The 22,784-nt window shown below is 67.0% G+C and carries 15 protein-coding genes; 6 read left to right on the top strand and 9 right to left on the bottom strand.

Annotated elements, in window-relative coordinates; translation table 11 throughout:
- Window positions 1–72: 72 nt before the first annotated feature.
- Entirely contained in the window at window positions 73–744 is a 672-nt protein-coding gene (locus KPL74_03475; GenBank protein QWT21080.1) for a haloacid dehalogenase-like hydrolase, read from the bottom strand.
- Window positions 745–1,434: 690 nt separating this feature from the next.
- Between KPL74_03475 and KPL74_03470 the strand changes: the two genes are divergently transcribed.
- From KPL74_03470 to KPL74_03460, 3 genes are all read left to right on the top strand, one after another.
- A complete protein-coding gene (locus tag KPL74_03470; GenBank protein QWT21079.1) occupies window positions 1,435–4,620 on the top strand; it encodes a TonB-dependent receptor in 3,186 nt (1,061 codons plus the stop codon).
- 81 nt (window positions 4,621–4,701) lie between these two features.
- Window positions 4,702–7,071 (top strand): GH92 family glycosyl hydrolase, encoded by a 2,370-nt coding sequence (locus tag KPL74_03465; GenBank protein ID QWT21078.1) that lies wholly within the window; start codon window positions 4,702–4,704, stop codon window positions 7,069–7,071.
- A 109-nt stretch (window positions 7,072–7,180) separates the two neighbouring features.
- Window positions 7,181–9,076, top strand: a complete 1,896-nt coding sequence (locus KPL74_03460; protein QWT21077.1) for a hypothetical protein — start codon at window positions 7,181–7,183, stop codon at window positions 9,074–9,076.
- Between the two features lie 137 nt (window positions 9,077–9,213).
- Here KPL74_03460 and KPL74_03455 read toward each other — a convergent pair whose 3' ends face one another.
- The 5 genes from KPL74_03455 to KPL74_03435 form a co-directional block, all read right to left on the bottom strand.
- Entirely contained in the window at window positions 9,214–11,016 is a 1,803-nt protein-coding gene (locus KPL74_03455) for a GGDEF domain-containing protein (protein QWT21076.1), read from the bottom strand.
- 154 nt (window positions 11,017–11,170) lie between these two features.
- Window positions 11,171–12,031, bottom strand: a complete 861-nt coding sequence (locus KPL74_03450; GenBank protein ID QWT21075.1) for a hypothetical protein — start codon at window positions 12,029–12,031, stop codon at window positions 11,171–11,173.
- Window positions 12,032–12,167: 136 nt separating this feature from the next.
- Window positions 12,168–12,455, bottom strand: coding sequence for a DUF1330 domain-containing protein (locus KPL74_03445; GenBank protein ID QWT21074.1), 288 nt, complete (start codon window positions 12,453–12,455; stop codon window positions 12,168–12,170).
- Window positions 12,456–12,555: 100 nt separating this feature from the next.
- Window positions 12,556–13,602, bottom strand: coding sequence for an aldo/keto reductase (locus KPL74_03440; GenBank protein QWT21073.1), 1,047 nt, complete (start codon window positions 13,600–13,602; stop codon window positions 12,556–12,558).
- Window positions 13,603–13,622: 20 nt separating this feature from the next.
- The gene (locus tag KPL74_03435; GenBank protein QWT21072.1) at window positions 13,623–14,408 is read right to left on the bottom strand and encodes an alpha/beta hydrolase; all 786 of its coding nucleotides are present in this window, start codon (window positions 14,406–14,408) and stop codon (window positions 13,623–13,625) included.
- 144 nt (window positions 14,409–14,552) lie between these two features.
- Here KPL74_03435 and KPL74_03430 point away from each other — a divergent pair, with 144 nt between their 5' ends.
- The 3 genes from KPL74_03430 (at window position 14,553) to KPL74_03420 (ending at window position 17,139) form a co-directional block, all read left to right on the top strand.
- On the top strand, window positions 14,553–15,170 hold the full coding sequence (locus KPL74_03430) for a TetR/AcrR family transcriptional regulator (GenBank protein ID QWT21071.1): 618 nt from the start codon (window positions 14,553–14,555) through the stop codon (window positions 15,168–15,170).
- Between the two features lie 80 nt (window positions 15,171–15,250).
- On the top strand, window positions 15,251–15,907 hold the full coding sequence (locus tag KPL74_03425; protein QWT21070.1) for a response regulator: 657 nt from the start codon (window positions 15,251–15,253) through the stop codon (window positions 15,905–15,907).
- Between the two features lie 266 nt (window positions 15,908–16,173).
- Entirely contained in the window at window positions 16,174–17,139 is a 966-nt protein-coding gene (locus KPL74_03420; protein QWT21069.1) for a hypothetical protein, read from the top strand.
- On the opposite strand, the gene KPL74_03415 is transcribed toward KPL74_03420, so the two are convergent.
- Genes KPL74_03415 through KPL74_03405 form a run of 3 tightly spaced genes read right to left on the bottom strand, consistent with a single transcriptional unit; the run spans window position 17,136 to window position 22,575 of the window.
- Window positions 17,136–20,180: an efflux RND transporter permease subunit gene (locus KPL74_03415; protein QWT21068.1), complete on the bottom strand. Its 3,045-nt coding sequence runs from the start codon at window positions 20,178–20,180 to the stop codon at window positions 17,136–17,138. The two genes, KPL74_03420 and KPL74_03415, sit on opposite strands and share 4 nt — an antisense overlap.
- On the bottom strand, window positions 20,177–21,223 hold the full coding sequence (locus KPL74_03410; GenBank protein ID QWT21067.1) for an efflux RND transporter periplasmic adaptor subunit: 1,047 nt from the start codon (window positions 21,221–21,223) through the stop codon (window positions 20,177–20,179). Before KPL74_03410 ends, KPL74_03415 begins: the two co-directional genes overlap by 4 nt.
- Complete coding sequence (locus KPL74_03405; GenBank protein ID QWT21066.1) at window positions 21,223–22,575, bottom strand: TolC family protein; 1,353 nt, start codon at window positions 22,573–22,575, stop codon at window positions 21,223–21,225. Before KPL74_03405 ends, KPL74_03410 begins: the two co-directional genes overlap by 1 nt.
- Window positions 22,576–22,784 lie beyond the last annotated feature (209 nt).

The raw sequence follows: 22,784 nt of genomic DNA, 5'->3' as shown, positions 1-22,784 counted from the left end.
ATGGAGGTACGCATGCATGCTCGCGCCAACCACCGTGCAAAGGGTCTTTCGATGCCGTCCGAAAGTCCGGCCCTACCGCCAACGCAAACCCACGGCATGCCCACACCCCCTTGCCGCGGTGCGCCGGTGCTTCCCCGCGCCGGCATTCACCAGGAACGCCTGTTCCGCGGGCGCGAGCATTGGCGCATCGTCGTCGCTGTCGCTGTAAGCCCACGACCAGCGTTTGCCGAAGCCTTCTTCCGCGAGCCGCTGCGCCTTGAGCGCACCGCGCACGTGCTGGTCGACGACCCACCCACGGCCCACCCGGCGCAGGCTCGATCCGATCACTGTCAGGCGCTCCAGCCACGGCGCAAGGAGCCGCTCGGCCAGCCACTGCGGCGCAGCCGTGACCACCACGACCCGGTGCCCCGCCGCAAGGTGCTGATCCAGCGTGGCGATGCCCTCGGCATACCAGCGGAACGACGCCTCGCCTGCTTCGAAGCGGCGCACGAACGCATCCATGCTCGCCTTGAGCCGCCCTTCGTCGAACCCGTGCGACGCGATCCAGAGCAGCAGGGAACCGCCATGCCGGCGCAGGGGTGCGACGGTCACCAGAGGCAGCGCGAACGGAAGGACGGCCAGGCCGGCAAGTCCTTTCAGTAACGACTCACGCAACAGCCACTTCAGCCATTCGGCCGTCGAGTCGGCGGACAGCAAGGTGCCATCGAGGTCGAAAACGGCGGTCGGCCGATGGTCCTGTGTCACGGGGATTCGCTTCTGTCCGGGGGGTCCCGAGGGGCCTGCATGGTCATCCGTATCCGCTTGCCCTGCAACATCGCCCGTTAGAAAGACGTTTTCAGCCCCGCAGGTTGCTACGGGTTTTGAGATCTTTCGTATTGATAGGACTCAGTTTTTCACCGGATGGCTTGAGATTTTTTGCGGCGCAGCGTGACACCTTGTCACTTCGGCGTCTTAATTCGCCCCGGGGAGTTAGATCGATCCAAGCAAGTGTCATGTCAGGCATTCCATTGGCTGTCGTGCGCAGGCTTGTCGAGGTGGGGAGAGTCACGGGTTCTGCGCGTCATGCGTGGCCCGGCTGATGGCTACCTTCCACCAGGCCAACCGAGGGGAATGGGGAGTCGCCACGTGAATTCGATATCCGACCGTATGTCCATGAAACCGGCTTGCATGCCGGCGTTCGTGCAGACCGCTGCCGTTCGTTCGAGGCGACCTTCCGACGGTGTGACCACCGCCCTTCTCCGCTAGTCCCTTTGACACTGGAACCATCCGTCGCCTTCGCGCGCGGGGCCATTCGGCAACCTGAAATTTAGATCGATCCAATTCGTGGAGAAGGGGGACGCGTGCAGCGATAAACCGGGCATCTGAAGTGATGAAACGGGGGATCTCCGCGCCGACTCCACAAGGGCGCAACACCACTGAGGGAAGTACAAAGCAATGACTTATCTGCCTTATCTGCTCAAGCGCAAGCCGCTGTACGCTGCGCTCGCCACGGCCACCCTGTCGCTCGCAGGCTACGTGGGCGTGCCCGCGTCCGCCTCTGCCCAGACGGCCGCACCCAATGCTCAGACCTCCAATGCCGCGCCGACGACCGACAGCGCCACGGCACGTCAAAACCAGAAAACCAGGAAGGCAGATAAGAACGGCGAACAGAGCACCATCAACCTCGATACCGTGGTGGTGACGAGCTATCGCCAGTCGATCGACCAGAACGTGCAGGACAAGCGCGACGCGAACTCCATCGTCGAAGTGATCAACGCGCAGAACATCGCGCAGTTCCCGGCGAAGAACATCGCGGACGCCCTCGCCCACGTGCCCGGCGTGGTCATCAGCCGCGAATCCGGCGAAGGCAAGACCGTCAGCATCCGCGGCCTCGCGCCAGAACTGACCTACACCGAGTTGAACGGCAACTACGTCGCCTCGGCCGATACCTCGGCCGGCCTGACCCGTTCGTTCAACTACACGCTGTTCCCGGCGAACATGTTCTCCGACATCAAGCTCTACAAGAGCCTTGAGGCACGCCTGGACGAAGGCGGCATCGGCGGTAACGTCGACCTGCGTACCCGCCGTCCGCTCGAAATGGGCGTGAACGAAGGCTTCGTCACCGCCACCGGCGCGGGCTCGGACACCAGCGGCAAGATCGAGCCGCAGGGTTCGGCACTGTGGTCGTGGAAGAACAAGGACGAGACGTTCGGCGTGCTCGTCGCCGGTTCGTACCAGAAGCGCCAGGCGACGACCTACGAGTCGGACGCCTCCAGCTGGCACTGGTGGTCGGACGCCTGTAAGGACCACACCACCTGCACCCAGCCGCCGGTCGACGTGAAGGGCAACGGCTACGACGCCGCGGTCAACAACAACATCGACCTGTGGGGCAACGGCGTAGTCGACCAGGCCGGCAATGTCTCCAACGGTTTCTGGATGCCGCAGCAGTTCGCCACCAGCCGCAACGACCTGAGCCTGAAGACCAAGGGCGCCCAGGCCACGATGCAGTTCAAGCCCAGCGACCACTTCCTGCTGACGGGTAACTACTTCCGCTTCGAGCGCCAGCAGACCCAGATCACCAACACGCTGGAAATCCCCGAGTGGGGCCTGCCGAACAACAGCAACTTCGCCGACCAGAACGGTCGCCTGCTTGCCCCGAACGGCCTGACCTTCGACAAGTCCGGTTCCATCGTCACCGGTGCGAACTACGTGCTGCCGCCGGCAGGCACGGGTTGTAACTCGCAGGTCAACCCGGTCACCGGCGCGGCGCGCCAGGCAGTCGACGTCTGCTCCACGGAAATCCCGTGGCTCAACGGTAACTACTCCGTCGAGAAGGCCACCTCGCAGACCCTCAACCTTGAAGGCGAGTGGGACAACGGCGGTTCGCTCAGCGGCTCGTTCAACGTCGGCCGCACGTGGGCCAAGGGCGGTCCGTCGATCGAACTGGGCATGGCTGCCAAGCCGCGTAACTTCGTCAACGGCCAGTGGGTCGATGGCAGCAACGGCGCGGCGTGGAACCTGAGCGGCAAGCCGGGCATCACCGCCGAAGACTCCGTGCTGCAGAACATGCTCGCCGGCGCCGGCCAGGTCGACCTCGGCTCCACCGGTTCGAACATGGTCAACACGACCAACTCGCAGAACTTCGCGCAGGCCGACTTCACCTGGTCGCTCGATTCCACCTGGCTGCAGTCGATCCAGTTCGGTGGCAAGTACACCGATGCCAATGCCGAACAGCAGAGCAACGAAGTGCGCTGGTACTGCAAGGGCACCGAGCTGCAGTTCCAGACCTGCGATCCAAACGCCGGCCAGCTGCCGCCGGGCTTCCTGCTCCCGGGCTACCTCGACGGTACCAACAAGGCCTACGACGACAGCATCTTCCCGGCGATCAACTTCCCGGCCTACTACCAGCACCTCAACGACACCTATGACCGCGTGCTCTACAACAAGCCGCAGAACAAGTCGTCGATCGGCGAGAAGATCGCCGCGGCCTACGTGCAGGCCAACTTCGACACGGGCGTCGTCCGCGGTAACGTCGGCGTGCGCTTCGTGACCACGAAGCAGGACCTGACCGTCGCCAACCAGGTCACCACCAACAACGCGGTGTACTACCACGACGCCTCGGGCAACATCCTGATCTGCCCGGCTTCTGGCGTGAACGCCGGCGGCGGTGCCTGCGCCCCGGGTGACTTCCAGTACCTGCCGCGCGAAGTGGCCGTGGTCGAGAACTTCACCAACTCGACGACGACCAAGCGCTACAACAAGTTCCTGCCGAGCTTCAACATTGCCTGGACCATCGCGGATGACTTCATCCTCCGCGCCGCCGGTTCGCAGGCGATGGCTCGCGCGAACTACACCGACCTGGCCCAGCTCGGCCAGCTGACCAACAACACGCAGGACTACTACAACGACCGCAAGCAGTTCGGTGCTCCCCTGCCCGGTTGGTACGGCAGCGGCGCCAACGCCGACCTGAAGCCGTTCACGGCCACCCAGTTCGACCTGGCCGGCGAGTGGTACTACATGCAGCATTCGGTCGTCGGCGTCGATCTCTTCCAGAAGAAAGTGAAGAACTTCGTCGTCCCGGTCACCGTCAACAACATCAATGTCGACGTGGGCGGTACCCAGACCAACTTCCTGCAGTACAGCACCAACGCCAACGGCCGTTCGGGCACCTCGAAGGGCGTGGAAATCTACAACCAGCAGACCTGGGATAACGGCTTCGGCTACATCCTCAACTACACGCTGAACAAGACCAACGAAACGGCGGTCTCCCTCGGCGACACGCAGGTGGGCAAGGCCGAGCTGATCGGCAGCGCCAAGTACGCCGCCAACGTGTCGGTGTTCTACGAAAAGGATGGCCTGCTGCTCCGCGCCAGCGACAACTGGACCGGCCGCACCATGACCGGCCTGGCCTCGGGCCTCCCGGTCTACGCGCAGCCGTACCACCAGATCGACCTGAACGGTGACTACGAGTTCGGCAAGCACTTCATGGTCACCGCCTCGGTGATCAACCTGACGAAGTCCACGCCGCACACGTACCTGGGTGGCGACACCCGCTCCCGCCTGGTCCAGCTGATGTACCCGGGCCGCCAGTACTACGTAGGCGTGACCTACAAGTTCGGTGGCGACAGCGACAAGAAGTAAGCAAACCGATGGGGCCAGGCGAAAGCCTGGCCCCATCTTCGTTCCAACGGATGCATCCCCACTCCGTCGCAGGAATCCCTCATGAATTCATCCAAGGCACGCGTACCCCGCCGTGCTCTCGTCGTTGCGCTGTCCATGGCCGCGATCGGCACGCTCGGTGCGATCCATGCGAAAGACGGCAAGCCTGCCGCTACCGCCACCTCGAGCGTCGACCTGGCCAATCCGCTGGTCGGCACCGCACCCCTCGATCGCCAGGAACTGATCGGCAATTCGCCGCCGCCCGGCGAACCCCTGTACACGGGCATGACCACGCCCGGCGCCAGCCTGCCGCAGAGCGCCACCGAAGCCGCGCCGGTCAACATCAACGCCGACCTCAGTTTCGCCACCGGCGTGCCGGTCGCCTACGACTATCGCCGCCCGACCATGCTCGGTTTCAGTGGCGGTGGTTCCACTTACGGCGCGCGTGGCGCACCGCTGGTGATGCCAGTGGTCGGCGACTGGACGGTGCCGCCGGATTACGCGGTGTCGTACTACGACAAGGCCACCGAGAAGGCCTCGCCCGGCTACTACGCCGTGGACCTCGCCACGTTCCACACGAAGGCCGAGCTGACCGCCACGCAGTGGACCAGCCTGATGCGCTTCACCTTCCCGGCCAGCCACCGCTCCAACGTCGTGATCAACCTGCGTCGCGCCGGTGGTGACATGGAAGTGGTCGGCGATCGCACCGTGCGTGGCGTGGCCACCGCCGGGCGCCGCGATCGCGATGCCGACGGCCCGTTCTTCGTCGCGGAGTTCTCGCGTCCGTTCGCCAGCTTCGGCACGTTCCATTCCGAGGTCACCGAGAAGGGCGAAGGCCTCGGCCGGGAAGACGTGCAGGCGGGCCGCCGGAAGATCTCCGGTGACTACGCCGGTGCCTACCTCACCTTCGACACAAAGGCCGGCGACCAGGTCACCGTGCGCATCGCCCACGGCCACAGCGCCGAGGAAGCCGACCAACGCCTGCGCGCGCAGGACAGCGACGCCGACTTCGACCGCGTGCATGCGAAGGCACGCGAGGCATGGGCGAAGCTGTTCGCCCGCGTCGACGTCACCGGTGGCACGCAGAAGCAGCGCATGCTGTTCTACTCCACGCTGTACCACTCGTTCGCCAGCCCGCGGATGATCGCCCGCAAGGGTGAGCACTACACCGATGGTGACGGGCACGACCAGGTCGCGGACTACGACCACTACGGCCCCGTGCCGTTCTGGGACACCGGCCGCAACCAGATCGCCCTGCTGATGCTGATGGAACCGGATGTCGTGAAGGACATCATGCGTTCCGAACTGGACCGCGCGCGCGAACGCGGCTACATGAACACGTCGTTCCACGGTGACCATGCCGTGTTCATGTACGACGGCGCGTGGCAGCGTGGGATCGACTTCGACTACGCCGCGGCCTACGAGTACCTGCGCAAGAACGCCACCGACCCGAAGGGCCCGCGTGGTTACCTTGCCGAGTACGACAAGCGTGGCTGGATCTCCGACATCGTGCCGGACGGCAACCCGAGCCCGCCGTACGCAGGCGGCAAGGCCGGCGTGGCGACCACGCTGGAATACGCCTGGGATGACCATGCCCTCGCCGACTTCGCCCGCCGCCTGGGCAAGACCGACGACGCGGCGATGTTCGAAAAGCGCGCCGCGAACTACCGCAACGTGTTCGATCCCTCGGTCGGTTTCTTCCGCGGCCACACCGAAGACGGCAAGTGGATCTCGCCGTTCGACCCGGGCGAGCCCTACTACAACTTCATGATGAAGGAAGGTTCGGGCTGGTCCACGCTGTGGCTGGTACCGCACGACGTGCAGGGCCTGATGAACCTGCTCGGTGGCCGCGACGCCTTCAACGCCAAGCTCGATGCGTTCTTCTCCACGCCGTACACCGCCAAGGGTGTGTGCCGCGACTGCACCGGCCTGGTCGGCCAGTACGTGCAGGGCAACCAGCCCGACCAGCAGGCGGCCTACCTGTATGCGTGGAGCGGCCAGCCGTGGAAGACGCAGACGCTGGTCCGGCGCATCCTCGCCGACATGTACGGCAGCGATGCCACTGGCTACGGTTTCCCCGGCATGGACGACCAGGGCTCGACCTCGTCGTGGTACGTGCTCAGCGCCATGGGTTTCTACCCCGTGGATCCGTCGCGCCCGGAATACATCATCGGCAGCCCGCTGTTCGACCGTGTCCGGCTGACGATGGGTAACGGCAAGGTGTTCGAGATCGTCGCGCGCAACAATTCCGAGGCGAACAAGTACATCCAGTCGGCGAAGCTCAACGGCAAGCCGTGGAACAAGGCATGGTTCAGCCACGCCGACATCGCCAACGGCGCCACGCTGGAACTGACCATGGGCCCGCAGCCGAGCAAGACCTGGGCCACCAGCGCCAGCGACGCCCCGCCGTCGATGACCGCCGCCACCCCCTGACCGAACGCGGCGCCCTCCCCGGCGCCGCGCTCCCACATCCCACTCCACCCCCCTGTAGGAGCGCGCCCGCGCGCGACCACACCCCGCGACACGCCCCAAAGGACATCGCATGCCCATCACCACCCCCATCACCCGCCCCCGACCGTCCCCCCTCCCCCGCACCCGCACCTGGCTAGCCCTGGCCCTCGCCCTCGGCGCCACCCCCTTGGCCATCGCCGCCACCGACTCCAACGCCACCTGGAGCGGCAAACCCGCCCCGCTGGCCACGCCGTGGACCGCCGAAGTCAGCCCGACCAACGCGCTCCCCGAATACCCGCGCCCGAAGCTTGCCCGCCCGTCGCTTGACCATCCGCAGTGGATGAACCTCAACGGCCTGTGGCAGTTCCAGGCGGCCGACGGCCACGCCGCGCCGCCGTTCGGCCAGACGCTGAAGGAAAAGGTGCTGGTCCCCTTCCCGATCGAGTCCGTGCTGTCGGGCGTGCAGAAGCACGCGGACGACATGTTCTACCGCCGCGAGGTGGACGTCCCCGCCGACTTCACCGCGCAGGGCAAGCATGTGCTGCTCAACTTCGGCGCCGTGGCGCAGGATGCGGTGGTCTACGTCAACGGCAAGCAGGTGGCGAAGCATACGGGCGGCTATACGTCGTTCAGTGCCGACATCACCCAGGCGCTGAAGCCGAGCGGTCCGCAGGAGATCGTCGTCGCCGTGCACGCACCGGTCGACAGCGTCGACGTCATGGTCGGCAAGCAGCGCCTGAAGCCGGACGGCATTTTCTACACCGCCGCCTCGGGCATCTGGCAGTCGGTGTGGCTGGAGCCGGTGCCGGCGACCAGCCTTGCGCAGCTGGACTTCACCCCGGCGACGACGCTGGACGCGTTTACCGTCACCTCGTCGCTGCGCGGCAGCGCGGCGAACGCCACCCTGCACGTCACCGCCTATGCGGACGGCAAGCCGGTCGGCGAGGCCAACGGCCCGGCCGGCAAGCCATTGCGCATCGCGATCAGGGATCCGCGCACGTGGAGCCCGGACGACCCGTTCCTGTACACCTTCAAGGCCACCCTGTCACAGGGCAAGCAGCACGATGAAGTGACCAGCTACGCGGGCCTGCGCACCATCGGCATCAAGAAGGTCAACGGGCTGAACCGCGTGGTGCTCAACGGCAAGACCACCTTCCTGCTCGGCACGCTGGACCAGGGCTTCTGGCCGGACGGCATCTACACTGCACCGACCGACGCCGCGCTCAAGTTCGATATCCAGAAGACCCGCGACTTCGGCTTCAACACCATCCGCAAGCACATCAAGGTCGAACCCGCACGCTGGTTCTACTGGGCCGACCGCATCGGCGTGATGGTGTGGCAGGACATGCCCTCGCTGCCCAACGGCCGTAACGAGAAGCTCAACGACGCTGCCAAGGCCGGCTTCCGCAAGGACGTCACCGCCATCGTCAACCAGCTCAAGGGCGAGACCTCGATCATCGGCTGGATCCCGTTCAACGAAGGCTGGGGCCAGTGGAGCATCCCTGCCGCCGGCGAACTGGCCAGCCAGATCAAGAAGCTGGATCCGTCCCGCCTGGTCAACGCACGCAGCGGCGCGAACTGCTGCGATACCAAGGGCGACCCGCATGCGGGCGACATGATCGACATCCATGATTACCAGGGACCGGGCCTGCCCGCCCCGGATGCGCAGCGTGCGTCCATGGATGGCGAGCATGGTGGCCTGACCCTCGGCGTTCCCGGCCACGTGTGGCCGAACACGGCGATCAACCCGTACGGCGACGTGAAGGACAACGACGCGCTCAACGCAGGTTACGTCGCCAACACGGCCGTGCTTCGCGACAAGGCGGCAGGCATCGGCGTCTCGGGCAGCGTCTACACCCAGATCACCGACGTCGAAGGCGAACACAACGGCCTCTACACCTACGACCGCAAGGTCGAAAAGGTCGACGAAGCGAAGGTGCGCGCCATCAACGAAGCCACGATCCGCGCCGCCAGCGACCCGAAGTAACCCGGCAGGCCGATGTAGGAGCGCGCCTGCGCGCGATGGAAGGTGCCGAAACTTCCAATGGAAAGCGATCAAAACCGCAATCGCAATCGCAACCCATTGGAATTTCCAGCAATCCCCCATCGCGCGCAGGCGCGCTCCTACAACACCACCAGTGCCAGTCCATCGCCGTCGTCGACGACGACGCGGTTCCTGCCGCGATGCTTGGCCTCGTAAAGCGCCGCGTCGGCCGCGCGGCATAGCCGCTGCACGTCGTAGCCCACCCCGTCGACCGATGCCACGCCGATGCTGGCGGTGATGTTCACGAACGCGCCTTCCACGCCCAGCGGCGAGGCTTCCAGTGCCGTGCGTATGCGCTCGGCGACGATGCCGCCCTGCCGCCGCGAGGTGTCCATCAACAGCATGCCGAACTCTTCGCCGCCGAGCCGGCCGAGCAAATCGGCCTTGCGCAGCTGTTCCCTGAAGATCGCCACCGCATGCTTCAGCACGGCATCGCCCACGGCGTGCCCGTGCATATCGTTGACCTGCTTGAAGTGATCGAGGTCGAGGAAGACCAGGCATGCTTCGCCGCTGCGTTTTTCCAGAAAGCGTAGCGCGCGGTCGGCTTCGCTGAGGAAGTGCTGGTGATGGAACGTCGCGGTGAGCCCGTCATAGGACGACAGTCGCTTGAAGCGCAGCTGCGAACGCTTGATCCGGACCAGCCAGAACACGATCGAGAGCAGGACCAGGGCCATCATCAGGATATACAGCCGGCTGGTCTCGACGGCCTTGCTGTCGAGCGCCTGCTGCAGGCGCAGGATGCGGTTCTCCTTGCTCAGCCCTTCCGCTTCGAGCTTCTCCGCGACGAAGTGCTGGCTTGACGCCTGGTAGGCGGCGTTGCGTACGTCGGAGTCGCGCAGGTAGCCCAGGTCCTGCACGACGTAGTGTTCGTAGTAGTCCAGCGCGCTGGCCGCATGCCCCTTCGCCTTGTCGATCGTGTACAGGATCCGGTAGGCGAAGCGCAGCGACTCGTTCATGTCGCCCGGGTGGCTCAAGGCAACGGCGTCCAGCGCGGCCTTGCGCGCCTGTACCAGGTCACCCATCTGCTCGTAGATGCGTGCGCGCTGGCTGCTCAGCGCGACGATATGCGGGAAATACTCGGTAGCCTTCACGGCGGGCGCAAGGCGCTGGTTTGCCGCGAGTGCCTCCGTCAGCTTGTGCTCGTCCAGCAGGCGGTCGACCAGCACCAGCTCCATCGTGTTGGTGAACACCAGCTGGCGATCCGCCATGCAGATGTCGATGGTCCGCAGCAGGTCGGGGCTGTTCGAGGTCAGCCGGCGCGATCCCTCCAGCGCCGTCACCCGCTGCACCATCGCCTGGCAGGCGGACTCGCCCGGCGGCGTGGCCCGCAGCATCATGTCGGCGTACTTGAGGCCGAGCTCGGGCTGGCCGGCGAAGGTCAGCATCAGCGACAAGTTGGCCAGGAGGCCAAACCGCGCATCCGGGTCGGTGACGTGCGGCAGCGACTCCACGGCGCGGGTCGAGATCGCATAGGCGTCGGCGTATTTGCCCTGCGCGCTCAGGTTGTTCATCAGCAAGGCGGTGGCTCGCGTACGCAGTACGTCGCTGTCGGCATGCGCCATCACGTCGCGCAGGATCGCCTCGGCCTCGGGATAGCCTCCGTCCCAGTTCACCTGCCAGCCGTCGAGGAAACGCAGGTACCAGCGGTCGGCCGGGCCCAGCGAGGCCTCGTCGCGATGCAGTTCGGCCAGTTGCTCGACGAAGCGCGGGTGGTCCTTCGTGCGGATCGCGTTGACCTGGACCAGCCGTTGCGAGGGCCCGGCGGTGCCGGCGGTGGCCGGCACGAGCCCCGCCGCGTCCACGGCAGGGCATGCAACACACAGCATCAGCCCGAGGGCGACGGCCACACGGCCGATCCGACGGATGGGCAGCACGCTAACCATGGATCGTATGTGCCCTCCCCAGGTCACGGCTTGCGGCGGCGTCAGGCTCCGTGCCTCCCGGAAACACGCAAGCAAACTGCTGTAACGGCAGGGGGACGGTGCCCTTTAGCCGTTTATACCGGAAGAATCGGGGTACCCCTAACTGGCGCACGGCTCAGTCCATCGCGCCCAACGCGCGCAGCGAGGCTTTCAGCTCGCTGCGAAAGGCTTCATTTCGGGAAAAGCCAACCTGCCGGGCGGCCAGTTTCCCTGCCTTGAAGAAGTGGAAGGTGGGACTGGACGCGAAATCGACGCCCTGCCAGGCGGCGCCGTCGTAGACGATGGCCAGCGGTTGGCGAGGGAACGACGCGTTCCATTCGGCGAGCTCGCCAGCGCTGAGCGGGGCGGTGGTGTCCTCCACCCAGACGGCGTGCCCCTTCGCGAAGGCTTCGGCGAGCTCGGGATCGTTCGCAATGTCCCGCGCGGCATCGCGCGCAAAATGACACTGTGCCACCACGACGACCTGGGCCTCGTGGTCCAGGCTGACGTTGTGCAGGTCGAGCGTCCTGCCGTCGCTGCCGAGGCTGAATACCGCAGGGCGGTCACGACGGAACGACGGCGAGACGGATATCGGCGGCAAGGGATCGAGCTTCGCTTCCGGATGCCGCGCACGGAATGCGTTCGCTGCGACGAAGTCGCGTTCGCTGACCAGGCCGTCGTAGACCTGCCCCGTCTCATCGCGCGTCACTGCGTGTCGCCGTTCGAGTTCCGCATAGTCGTCGCGAGACGCGCTGAACGCGTCTGCCGCGCTTACTTCCCCGCCGAACCTCGCATAGAACAAGGTGAGCTGCGCCAGGTAAAAGAGCGCGTGCAGTTCGGGCGACGCGCGGTCGGCAAGGCCATGCTGCAACGGCCGGACATCCCTGGCATACAGCGAGGAAAGCTCGCGCGCCTTCGCGGCGGGCTCCAGCGACCGGGAGTCGTTGATCGCATCCGCACGTAGCCTGATCGCGCCGATCGGCTCGGCGATGGCCACGGGCACAAGCATCGCCAGCCAGAAAACGCCCTGTATCAGCGCCATCGCACATGAGCCTCCCTGCGTCCTGCCCCCACCATACCGGATCACGCGGGAGCGCGTCCGGCACGAACGCCGTGCCGGACGCCAGGGCCGATCAGATGCCTTCGGCGATGAACACGTGGTAGTCGGCGCCCTTCAGGCGATGGGTCCTGGCTTCCTGGTAAAGCGGGCTGTTGTACCAGGCGCGTGCTTCGTCGGCCGTGGGGAACGAGAGGATCACCGAACCTTCCAGCTCCGGCCCTTCCAGGGTTTCGATCGGGCCGTAGAACGCCAGCCGGGTGATCGGATGGCCTTCGCCCGCCTGTTTGGCGATCGATGCGTAAGTTTCCATCTCGGCCTTGTCCTTGGTGGCAAGGCGGGTAAATACGACGTAAGCGGTCATGGGGATCCTCAGCAGGCGGGTATCGTTGCGTCATGGGTGCGGCGGGGCGGCTTTTCCAGCCCCCCGCGCGCGCCCGATGATCCCCTTCGCCTGACTGGGGTCACGCGACCGGCGTATTCGGTCGCACCAGCGCATCCCACTGGCCACCCGTGGCGGCCTGCTGGTTGGCCGGATCTTCGATGAGGCTGTGCGGGAATACGCGAGGCAATGCACTGGCTTCGTCGAGGCGGGCCACCTGCGCTTCGGACAAGCGCACCGATGCCGCACGCAGGTTGCCATCCAGTTGCGCCACCGAACGCGGCCCGATAATCGGCAGCGGGCCTTTCGCCGCCACCCAGGCGATGGCCAATTCGCCGGGCGCGATGCCGGTCTCGTCGGCCATGGCCAGCAGGGTATCGACGATCCGCGTGCGCTGGCTGCTGTCTTCGTCCTGGAACACGCGGCCGCCGAATCCTTCCTTGCGCCCGGTTTCGCCACGCCGGTACTTGCCGGTGAGCAGGCCGCCGCCGAGCGGCGACCACGCGACGACACCGAGCCCAAGCGCGGCGGCCGCGGGCAAAAGCTCCTGCTCGGTGGTGCGTTCGACGAGGCTGTGTTCGACCTGCAATGCCGCGATCGGCAACGACCCGCGCACTTCGGCCAGCGTCACCGCACGCGCCACGCGCCACGCAGGAAAGTCCGATAGCCCCGCGTAGAGGATCTTGCCGGCACGGGCCAGGTCATCGAATCCACGCAGGATTTCTTCGACGGGCGTCACCTGGTCGGGGAAATGCACCCAATACAGGTCGATGCGGTCGGTCTGCAGCCGGCGCAGGCTCGCTTCGACCGAGGTCACCATCGCACGCCGGCTGTTACCGGTCGCGAGGATGCCTGCACCCTGCCCGCCTGCCTGTGTGTATTTCGTCGCAAGCACGAAATCGTCGCGACGGCCTTGCAGGAGCTCGCCAAGGATCTCTTCGGATTCGCCGAATTGATAGGTGTCCGCCGTATCGATGAAGTTGCCGCCCGCGTCGGCATACGCATCGAAGATGCGCCGTGCTTCGGCGGGTTCCGCACCATGGCCCCAGCGCGTGCCGAAGTTACCCGTGCCGAGCACCAGCTCGGATACGCGCAGGCCGGTGTGTTCTCCCAGGACGCGATAACGCATGCCCCTGTCCTCCCCGCGGCTCACTGGCCCGCGGCCTGTTCGATGACCGACACCACCAGGTCCGGGTGCGAGAGGAACACGGTGTGGCTCGAGCCCGGCACTTCGGTGACCTTCGCCTTCGCGCGCTTGTACATCCAGCGCTCGAGGTCGGGGTTGATGGTCTTGTCCGCGGTGGGGACCACGGCATACGTCGGCTTGGTCTTCCACGGCGCGGCCTTCGCCGGCGTCTTGAACGCCTTGACCGACAGCAGCACCTGCGACGCCGCCATGAAGTCGGCGAGCTCGGCCGGTGAATCGGCAGCGAAGTTCTCGTGGAACTTCGCCGGGTCCATGTAGTAGAACCCATCGGCCGTGGCCTTCACGTCGCTGTTCGGCGCGGGGAACTGCGGCTTGGTCTCCAGGGTTTCCGTGCTCTCGCCCACGTCCGGCATCAGCGCGGCGAGGTACACCAAAGCTTTCACCTTGGGATCGGCACCCGCATCGGTGATGACCTGGCCACCCCAGCTATGCCCGACCAGCACCACGGGCCCGTCCTGCATGTCGATGACGCGACGCGTGGCGGCGACATCCGCCTCCAGGCTGGTCTCGGGCTCCTGCACGATGCTGACCTTGTAGCCCTTCTTCACCAGCAGGTCATACACGGGACGCCAGCCGGACCCGTCTGCGAAGGCGCCGTGGACGAGGACCACGTTCCTGATCGGGGCGCTGCTTTTCGCAACGGCATCGGCGGCGTGGGCACGCTGCCCGGCGAGCGCGAGCCCGATGGCGAGGGCGGCGGCGCCGAGCGTGTGGGAAACCTTGGACATCGGTAATCTCCTTGATCGGTTGAGGTGCGAGCGAGGCAAGCGCGAGGCCGGACCGGCACTCGCTTTTGATTGCGACCATAACTATAATTATTTTGATGGCGATCGCAACGTATAATCCCGCCGTCGTTTGGAAGGAATTCAGCTGTGCGTGTTTCGAAAGAAAAAGCCGAAGAAAACCGCGGCAAGCTGCTGCAAGCGGCCAGCCGCCTGTTTCGTGAAAAGGGCGTCGACGGCGTCGGCGTCGCCGAGGTGGCGAAGGAAGCCGGGCTGACCCACGGCGCCCTGTACGCCCACTTCCCTTCGAAGGACGCGCTGGCCGCGGCGGCGTTCTCCGAAGGATTCGCTGGCAACCTTGCGGCGATCGGGGCCTGGGCGGCGGGCCGCCAGCCATCGTTCGGCGATTACCTCGACGCGTTGTTCTCGGAACGCGCGCGCGACCGCGTAGGCGAAGGTTGCCCGATGGTCGCGTCCGCCAGCGAAGCGTCGCGCCACGGTCCCGCCATGAGCGAGAACTTCGCCAGCGCGTTTGCGACGGAGGTGGCCTTGATCGAGGCGTCGCTCGATCCCGCACTGCCTGCCGCCCATCGCCGGCAGGCTGCACTTGCGACCCTCGCCGCGCAGATCGGTGCGCTCGCGGTGGCACGCGCGGTCGCGACGCATGACGGCGCCCTGTCCAGGGAAGTGCTGCATGCGACGCGCAGCATCATCGATGCCGGCGCTAACGCGGCGCCCGCGCAGAAGGCACCACGCAAGCGTTCCTGAGCCATCCGGCCGCGAAAGGGCGGGCTAAGGCGTGCGGCGGAAAATCCGCCTGCCGCACGCCATCCCCGGAGGTTTTCCTCGTGCAAATCCTTGTCGTCGAGGACGATGTCGCCCTGGGCCAGGCCATCATGCGTGCGCTGGAAAACATGGGCCACGCGGTGACCTGGGAGCGCACCGGGGCACAGGCGCTTGCGCGCCTGAAACAGCAGGAAGACGGCGTGGCGCTGGTCGACCTTGGCCTGCCCGACATGGACGGCATGGACGTACTGCGCCAGGCGCGTGCCGCACGCGTCACGCTGCCGGTCATCATCATGACCGCTCGCGACGACATCGCCTCGAAGATCGGCGGCCTGGATGCGGGCGCCGACGATTACCTCGGCAAGCCCTTCCACCTCGATGAACTGGGTGCGCGGATCCGCTCGGTCGCCCGGCGCACGCGTGACCATGTCGACCACGTGGTCGAATCCGGAAGCGTACGGATCAACCTCGACACCTTCGATGTCCAGGTGCTCGGCACGCGCATCGACATGACCCCGCGCGAATTCGACCTGCTGCAGGCGCTGATGCAACGCGCCGGCCGCATCGTGCATCGTGACATCCTCGAGACACTCGTCTACGGCCACGACAAGGACGTGAGCCCGAACGCGCTGGAAGTGCTGGTGCATGGCGTGCGCCGCAAGGTGGGGCCGGACAGCATCAAGACGATCCGCGGCATGGGCTACCTTATGCCGCGCTGAGCCGGATGCCTGGATGAACGGCCCGATGAACAGGACTTCGTTTCGTCACACCGCCGTCAGCAACGACTAAGGTCGCCGATGCATCGTACCGCCAGCGCCCGGACGGTCCGGGTGAACCATGGTGAATCATGTCGAGCGCGCACGCCCCCGCACGCACAGTGTCCCTCACGCCGGCCCGGGCACCCCGCCACGGCAAGCTGCAAGCGTTCCGGCGACAGCTCGCGAGCTGGATGGTACGGCGCTTCCTCCCGCCATCCTCCAATGAAGTGCGTGAAGGCACCCTTCCCGTTGCGGGCATCCAGCGCATCCTCGTCTGCCGGCCGAACCATCGGCTGGGCAACACCGTGCTGACCACGCCGTTGATGGTGGAACTGGAGCGACGTTATCCCGGTGCCGAAATCGACGTGCTCAGCGCGGGTGCCGCAGCCTCCAGCGTATACGGCGGCTTCGTCGCGCTCGGTGACCTGCACGTGCTCGACCGGCGCGCGGTGCGCCATCCGCTGGCGACCCTGCAATTGCTCGGTGCGCTGCGTAAAAAGCGCTACGACCTGGTGATCGACGCGGCGTCGGGTTCGTCGTCGGGCCGCTTCGTCGCTTCCATGGCGCGCTCCCGCTTCCATCTCAGTGCCGACGCCGCCCGCCAGGGCGCACCGGCACATTTCGCCGCTCGTCCCGTGCACGCCCTGCGTTGGGCGCTGGGCGTCGACGACGCCGAACCGGTCCCGGCGATGGACCTGCGCCTGTCCGACGCAGAACGCGCCTGCGGCAGCGCGAAGCTCGAGCGCGTGCTCGGTGCCGGCAGCGTCGCGCATGGCCCCGTGCTGGCAATCTTCCCCAACGCCACCGGCGCGAAGCGTTACGACGAAGCCTGGTGGACCACCTTCCTTGCCGAGCTCGAACGCAGCGCGGGCCAGTTCCGCATCGTCGAACTGGTTGCCGCCGACGGCGTGTCGCGGGTGGGCAACCGCTACCCGACCTTCTTCACCAGCGATCCGCGCAAGCTCGCCGCCTTCATCGACGCCGCGGGGCTTTACGTCAGCGCCGACTGCGGCGTGATGCATCTCGCCGCGGCCACCCGTGCGCACACGATCGGCCTGTTCGCGCGCACCGATCCGAAACGTTACGCACCGTATGGCGGCGCCAATGCCGCGGTGTGGACCGGTGACGACGATGCGGCCACCTCGGCGCACCGGGTCGCCTCGCACGTGCTCAAGCAGCGCAACGCCCGCTAGCCGGGCGTCGGCCGCCGCGGGCCATCGAGCAGGCGCAGCGCCACCGGCAAGACCACCAGCACCATCGGGAACTGCACGAGCAATCCCGCCACGATAGCCACGGCCAGCGGCTGCTGCATGTCGGCACCCTGGCCCAGCGCAAGCGCCAGGGGCAGCAGCGTCAGGATCGCCGCCAGCGTGGTCATCGTGATCGGACGCAGGCGATTGCGTACCGCGCGGCGCATGGCCGAGCGCCAGCCCCAGCGCACGCCCACGGCCATGTATTCGGAGACCAGGAAGATCGCCATCTCCGTACCGATGCCGAGCACCATTACCAGGCCCATCATCGCCGTGATGTTCAGGTCCACCCCTGCGATCCACAGCGCAAAGAACACGCCGCAGGCGGAGATCAGCGACGTGGCCATCACCAGCAACGCGACCCCGATCCGCCGATAGAGGAACATCAGCAGGATGAATTCGGCGGCGAGCGCGGCGGCGAAGACGTTGCGCAGGCCGGCGAACGCCACCTGCTGCTGTTTGTACAGGCCGTCGAGTTCGTAGCGGACTCCCGGCGGCAGGACCCCTGGTTTGGCCAGCGCCGCACGCACGCGGGCCACGGCCGCCGCGATGCCGCCATGTTCGATGCGCGCGGTGACCGGCACCATGTCCTGCAGGTTTTCCCGGGTGATCTGCGGTTGGCCAGCCACCGGCGTCAGCGTCGCCACGCGCGACAGCGGGAACAGATGTCCGTCCGGTGACCGGATCGGCAGCGCGTCGAGATCTTCGATCCCCCAGTTCCGCGCACCCTGCGCGGCAACGCGGACACCGACGGCCTTGGTCGCACCGGGAAGTTCCGTCGCGATCACGCCGGTCAGGCTGTCGGCGATCGCCTGGCTGATCGCCTGCACGCTGAGTCCCTCGGCCAGCGCGGCATCCGGGTTGACGTGCACGTCCAGCGCATCGCCAGCCACCTGCGCCCCGCTCTTCACGTCGACCAGCCCAGGCACCTTGGCCAGCAACGCCGAGACCTTCTCCGCCAGCGGCACGAGCGCGCCCACGTCGTCGGCATAGAGCTTTACTTCGATCGGTTGTGGCACCGCGGTGAGGTCACCGATCAGGTCTTCGGTGAGCTGGGCCACTTCGACCTGCACGCCCGGCACGTTGTGCAGGATGCGATCGCGTACGTCGCTCATGGCGTCCACCGTGTGCCGCGCATGGCCTGCAACCAGGCGGACAAAGAAATCGCCGTGGTAGGACTGGCCAAGGTCGCCGCCGAGACCGGTACCCAGTCGCCGCGAGAACGTCTCCACGTCGTGGTCCATGCGCAATAGCGATTCGATCTGCGCCACCTCGCGCTCGGTTTCCACCAGCGAGGTACCCGGCGCGGTGTAGTAGTCGAGGACGAAGCCGCCCTCGTCGGTCTCGGGCATGAAACCCGTCGGCACGTGCTGGTAGCCGATGCCACCCAGCACCAGCACGACGAGCACGGCCAACGCGGCCAGCCACGGACGTCGCAACGCCAGGTCGAACATCTTGCCGTGGCCGGCCTCCAGTGCGCGTTCCCAGCGGCGCGGTTCGTGTTGCCAGCTGTCCGGCCGCGCGATGCGTCCCGCCAGCACCGGCACCACCAGTGCCGTCATCAGCCATGACACGATCAGTGCCGCGCCCATCGTGACCGACAGCGCGCGCGAGAACGCACCGGTGACGCCATCGAGGAAGGCGAGCGGCACGAATACGATCAGCGTGGCCAGGCTGGACCCGGACAGAGGCACCAGGAACTCGCGCGCCGCGGCGTGGATGATCGGCCGCGCGTCCGTGGGATGCTTGCTTGCCACGACCCGGCGCGCGACGTGCTCGACCATCACCATCACGTCGTCGATGACCAGGCCCACCGCCGCGGCCATCCCGCCCAGCGTCATGATATTGAAACCAAGCCCGGCCACGCGCAGGCACAGCACGGTGGCGCAGAGGATTGCCGGCACAACCACGAGCACGATGACGACGAGCCGGAAGCTACGCAGGAACGCAAACAGCACCGCAGCCGCCAGCAGCATGCCGACGGCGATCGCGTCGCGTACGCTGGCCGCCGACGCTGTCACCAGTTCGCTCTGGTCATACCATTTTTTCAGGCCGACGCCGGGTGGCAGGGGCATGCGGGCGAGCGTGGCGCGCACGGCAGCGGCAATCTTCACCGCGTTACCGTCGGGTTGCTCGTAGACGTTCAACAGCACGGCTGGACGGCCATCTTCCACGACGCGTGTCCACTGCGGCGCCACGCCCATGCTCACGCTGGCCACGTCGCCCAGCGTGACACGGCCGCCAGCGGTGTTGCGCAGGGTGATCGCGGCAACGTCCCGTGCATCCTTCAGCGGGTCGTTGGCGACGACGAGGTAGAGCTTGTGTCGATCCTGCAGGCGTCCCACCGACTGGATGGTGTTCGCCGCGCCGATCGCCGCGACCAGATCCGGCATCGCCAGGCCGTGCGCGGCGAGTGCATGCGGATCGGCCTCGACCTGGATCTCGGCCGTGTCGCCGCCCTGGACACCGACGCGGGCCAGGCCGGGGATCGAAGCGAGCAGCGGAGCGATGCGGTATTGCGCGAGGTCGCGCAGCGCGACGGGCGACAGGGTGTCCGAGCGCAGCGCATAGGAAATGATCGGGAACACCGTCGGGTCCATCCGCCGCACGTCGTAGCGCGTGCCCGCGGGAAGATCGGGCAGCGCACGCGCGAGTGCCGCGTCCACCAGCAGGGTCGACGCGATCATGTCCCGGCCCCAGCCGAAGTCGACCGAAACCTGCGCCTCGCCACGCGAGGTCTCCGAGCGCACGCTTTCGACCCCGGGCACCGAACGGATGGCATCCTCCACCGGCCGGGTCAGCAGCAGCGAGGTCGTGTCCGCGGGACGGTCGCCGGCCGACAGGTCGACGACGATGCGTGGAAACGAGACCTGCGGGAACAGGCCGACCGGCAAACCCATCGCGGCCACCGCACCCATCGCCGCCAGCAGCAACGCGATCACCAGCAAGGCGCGGGCGTGGCGCCCGAGCAGCGACACCATCATCGACGTGCCTCGCTGGTCGACACGACGGTCATGCCTTCGGCCAGCTGCGGCGCACCGACCGTGACCAGCGCTTCCGACGGATCGACGTCACCGCTGACGATAGCCTGTCCCGCCTCTTCGAACACGACGTGCACGGGCACCCGATGGGCCTTGCCGCGGCGTACCTGGAACAAGGCCCGGCCGGCGCCTTCGTCGACCAGCGCGTCGGCGGGCACCAGCCATCCGTCGGCGTGGCCGACGACGATCTCGATGCGCCACGTGCTGCCTGGCATCACCGGCTGCGCTGGTTGAACCTGCACGGGGACGCCGCGCGTCGATGGATCGATGGCGCGCCCGACGTGGGTGACGCGTCCTTCCGTGACCTCACCGCCGGCGACCGGGGTCAGCCGCGCCGGCATGCCCGGCGCGGCGAGGCCGGCGCTCGCTGGCTCGATGCTGCCGACCACCTCGACACCCTGGCTGGGACTGATCATCAACAGCGGCGCGTTCGCGGGCACCGACTGGCCGGTGGCCACGGCGATGGAGGCGACCGTGCCGTCCTCCGGCGCGCGAAGCGCCAGGCGGCCATCCTTGCCCATGCCCGCGGGGAACGTCGCCAGCGTCGCCCGGGCATCGTCGACGCCCTTCCCCGCTTGCGCCACCTGTTCGTCGGTCGCCAGGTTGTCCTGGCGCAGCCGAAGCAGCCGATCGCGCGACTGCACGGCAGCGTCGAGCGCCGAGCGGGCCTGGCGCAGGGCCGCCAGCGCGTTCGCCGTGAGCTGGAAGGTCCCCAGCAGCTGCTGCCGGTGCACGGCATCGCCCGGGCTGACGGCGAACGACACGAACGCGCCGTCGACGCCCAGCGCAACGGCGTGCTGCAGCGTGGCTCCCGTGCCGGCGTCGCCCCACGCCAGCACCGTGCGCGGCAGGCTGCCCTGGCGCACCGTGTCCAGGCGCACGGCGGCGGAGGCGACCTCGTGGGCCACCTCGTCGGTGCTGTCGTCGCGGCATGCGCCCAGTAGCAGGCAGGCGGCCATGGCGATGGCGGTAAGACGGCTATCCATCAGTGAACCTTCGTGTCGATGTCGAACGCGGGCATGCCGATGCCCAGCAGGGCTTCGAGCCCGATGCGCTGCTCACGCAGCGCGAGTTCCGTGCGAACCACGGCGGCACGCCGCGCAAGCGATGCGATGGCCAGGTCGGTGTAGGCCGCCCGATCGATGTCGCCACGGGCGAGCGCACGCGCTGCCGGCGTCGATGGATCGTTTAGCGAAAACGCAGTCGTGGTCGGCGCGCTGGGCTGCGATGTATCTGCCGCCTCCGGCGACGCATCGGCGTGGTTCGCGCGCAGCAACGCCGCCGCTTCGTCGGTCGCATCGGCGATGCGCGCCGCGTATTCGTCGTGCAGGCGCTGCCGCGTCGCCTCGCTCGCGGCGGCACCGGCACGGCCGGTATCGAACACGGGCAGGTCGATGCTGGCCGCCGGGCCACCGTTCCTCACCTTGCTGTTGTCCTGGGATGCGTCGTAGCCGAGCGTCAACGCGGGGAACTGACTGAGCACCGCCGCGCGAAAGCGGGCATCCTGCGCGTCGTAGCCCATGGCGAGGGCGACCAGGTCGGGCCGATGACGCGGCAGGTCGTCGATCGCCTGTGCCATCGCGGCGGCGTCCAGCGGCGCAAGCGTGGGCAGCGGACCGAGTTCGAGCGGCGCGCTGGATGACAGGCCAAGCAATGCATGCAATTCGCGCTGTTGCGCGAGCAAGGTCCGGCCGGTCTCGTCGCGTGCGAGCGTTGCTTCGCTCGTGGCCAGCGCGATCGGTGCGACCGACGCCATGTCCACGTCGCCACGCGCGAGCGCCGCCTGCATCGCCTGCGCCTGCCGCTGCAGGATAGCCGCCGTGTCGATCTGCACGGCTTGCAACGTCTCGTTCAACAGGATGCTCGCATAGAGTTGCCGGGCCTTCGCCACGGCTTGCCATGCTTCCCATGCCAGCGTCGCGTCGACCTCGGCCACGCTCGCCCGCGCTTCGTCGCGACGCGCGCGTAGCGTGATCCAGCCATTCACCGGTTGCGAGAGCGCGGCCGTCCACGCCGTGGCGTTACCCGCGCCGGATATCAGGTAACCAAGGCTGCCGGCGAACGACGGGTTGGGCGGCCGCGCCGCCGCGTCGCCCTGCATGCGTGCCTCTTGCGTGCGCAGCGCCGAGGTTTGCAGCGAGGGGTTGTTTTGCAGGACGAGCCGGACGACGTCGGCTTCGTCGAGGGGCGCGGCCTGCGCGGGCGCACCATGCAGCGCGGCTACGCTGGGTGCGTAGTGCGCATGGGTGTCCAGCGGCAAGCGGGTGTAATGCGCGCATGCGGACAGCAGCAGGCTGGAGAAGCATGCGGCGGCTAGCGGCGCCTTCGCGTGAAGCATTCGCGGGAACGTCCTTGGAAACCGGGGATGGGCGCCGCGCTGACGGTGGCAGGGGGCGTCGGGGTTACTTTAGACGGGGAGGCTTACGCTTCACTTAGGCGGTGGACCGTGGGGCGGACGCAGGGGTGTAGTTGGCGGGTTTGGGGGTATCGGGGGGGCGATGGGTGGGTTGGTGGGTATTGGGGGCGATGGGTGGATGTGTAGTCCTT

Source organism: Bacillus sp. NP157 (assembly GCA_018889975.1).
Taxonomy (GTDB): Bacteria; Pseudomonadota; Gammaproteobacteria; order Xanthomonadales; family Rhodanobacteraceae; genus Luteibacter.
Note: the sequence above shows the minus strand (reverse complement) of the source record. Positions and strands in the feature narration are given on the sequence as shown.

Excerpts from the sequence above, each read along its gene's own strand:
- KPL74_03470 (QWT21079.1), top strand. The coding sequence starts at position 1,435 with ATGACTTATCTGCCTTATCTGCTCAAGCGCAAGCCGCTGTACGCTGCG.
- KPL74_03465 (QWT21078.1), top strand. The coding sequence starts at position 4,702 with ATGAATTCATCCAAGGCACGCGTACCCCGCCGTGCTCTCGTCGTTGCG.
- KPL74_03460 (QWT21077.1), top strand. The coding sequence starts at position 7,181 with ATGCCCATCACCACCCCCATCACCCGCCCCCGACCGTCCCCCCTCCCC.
- KPL74_03455 (QWT21076.1), bottom strand. The coding sequence starts at position 11,016 with ATGGTTAGCGTGCTGCCCATCCGTCGGATCGGCCGTGTGGCCGTCGCC.
- KPL74_03445 (QWT21074.1), bottom strand. The coding sequence starts at position 12,455 with ATGACCGCTTACGTCGTATTTACCCGCCTTGCCACCAAGGACAAGGCC.
- KPL74_03440 (QWT21073.1), bottom strand. The coding sequence starts at position 13,602 with ATGCGTTATCGCGTCCTGGGAGAACACACCGGCCTGCGCGTATCCGAG.
- KPL74_03435 (QWT21072.1), bottom strand. The coding sequence starts at position 14,408 with ATGTCCAAGGTTTCCCACACGCTCGGCGCCGCCGCCCTCGCCATCGGG.
- KPL74_03415 (QWT21068.1), bottom strand. The coding sequence starts at position 20,180 with ATGATGGTGTCGCTGCTCGGGCGCCACGCCCGCGCCTTGCTGGTGATC.
- KPL74_03410 (QWT21067.1), bottom strand. The coding sequence starts at position 21,223 with ATGGATAGCCGTCTTACCGCCATCGCCATGGCCGCCTGCCTGCTACTG.
- KPL74_03405 (QWT21066.1), bottom strand. The coding sequence starts at position 22,575 with ATGCTTCACGCGAAGGCGCCGCTAGCCGCCGCATGCTTCTCCAGCCTG.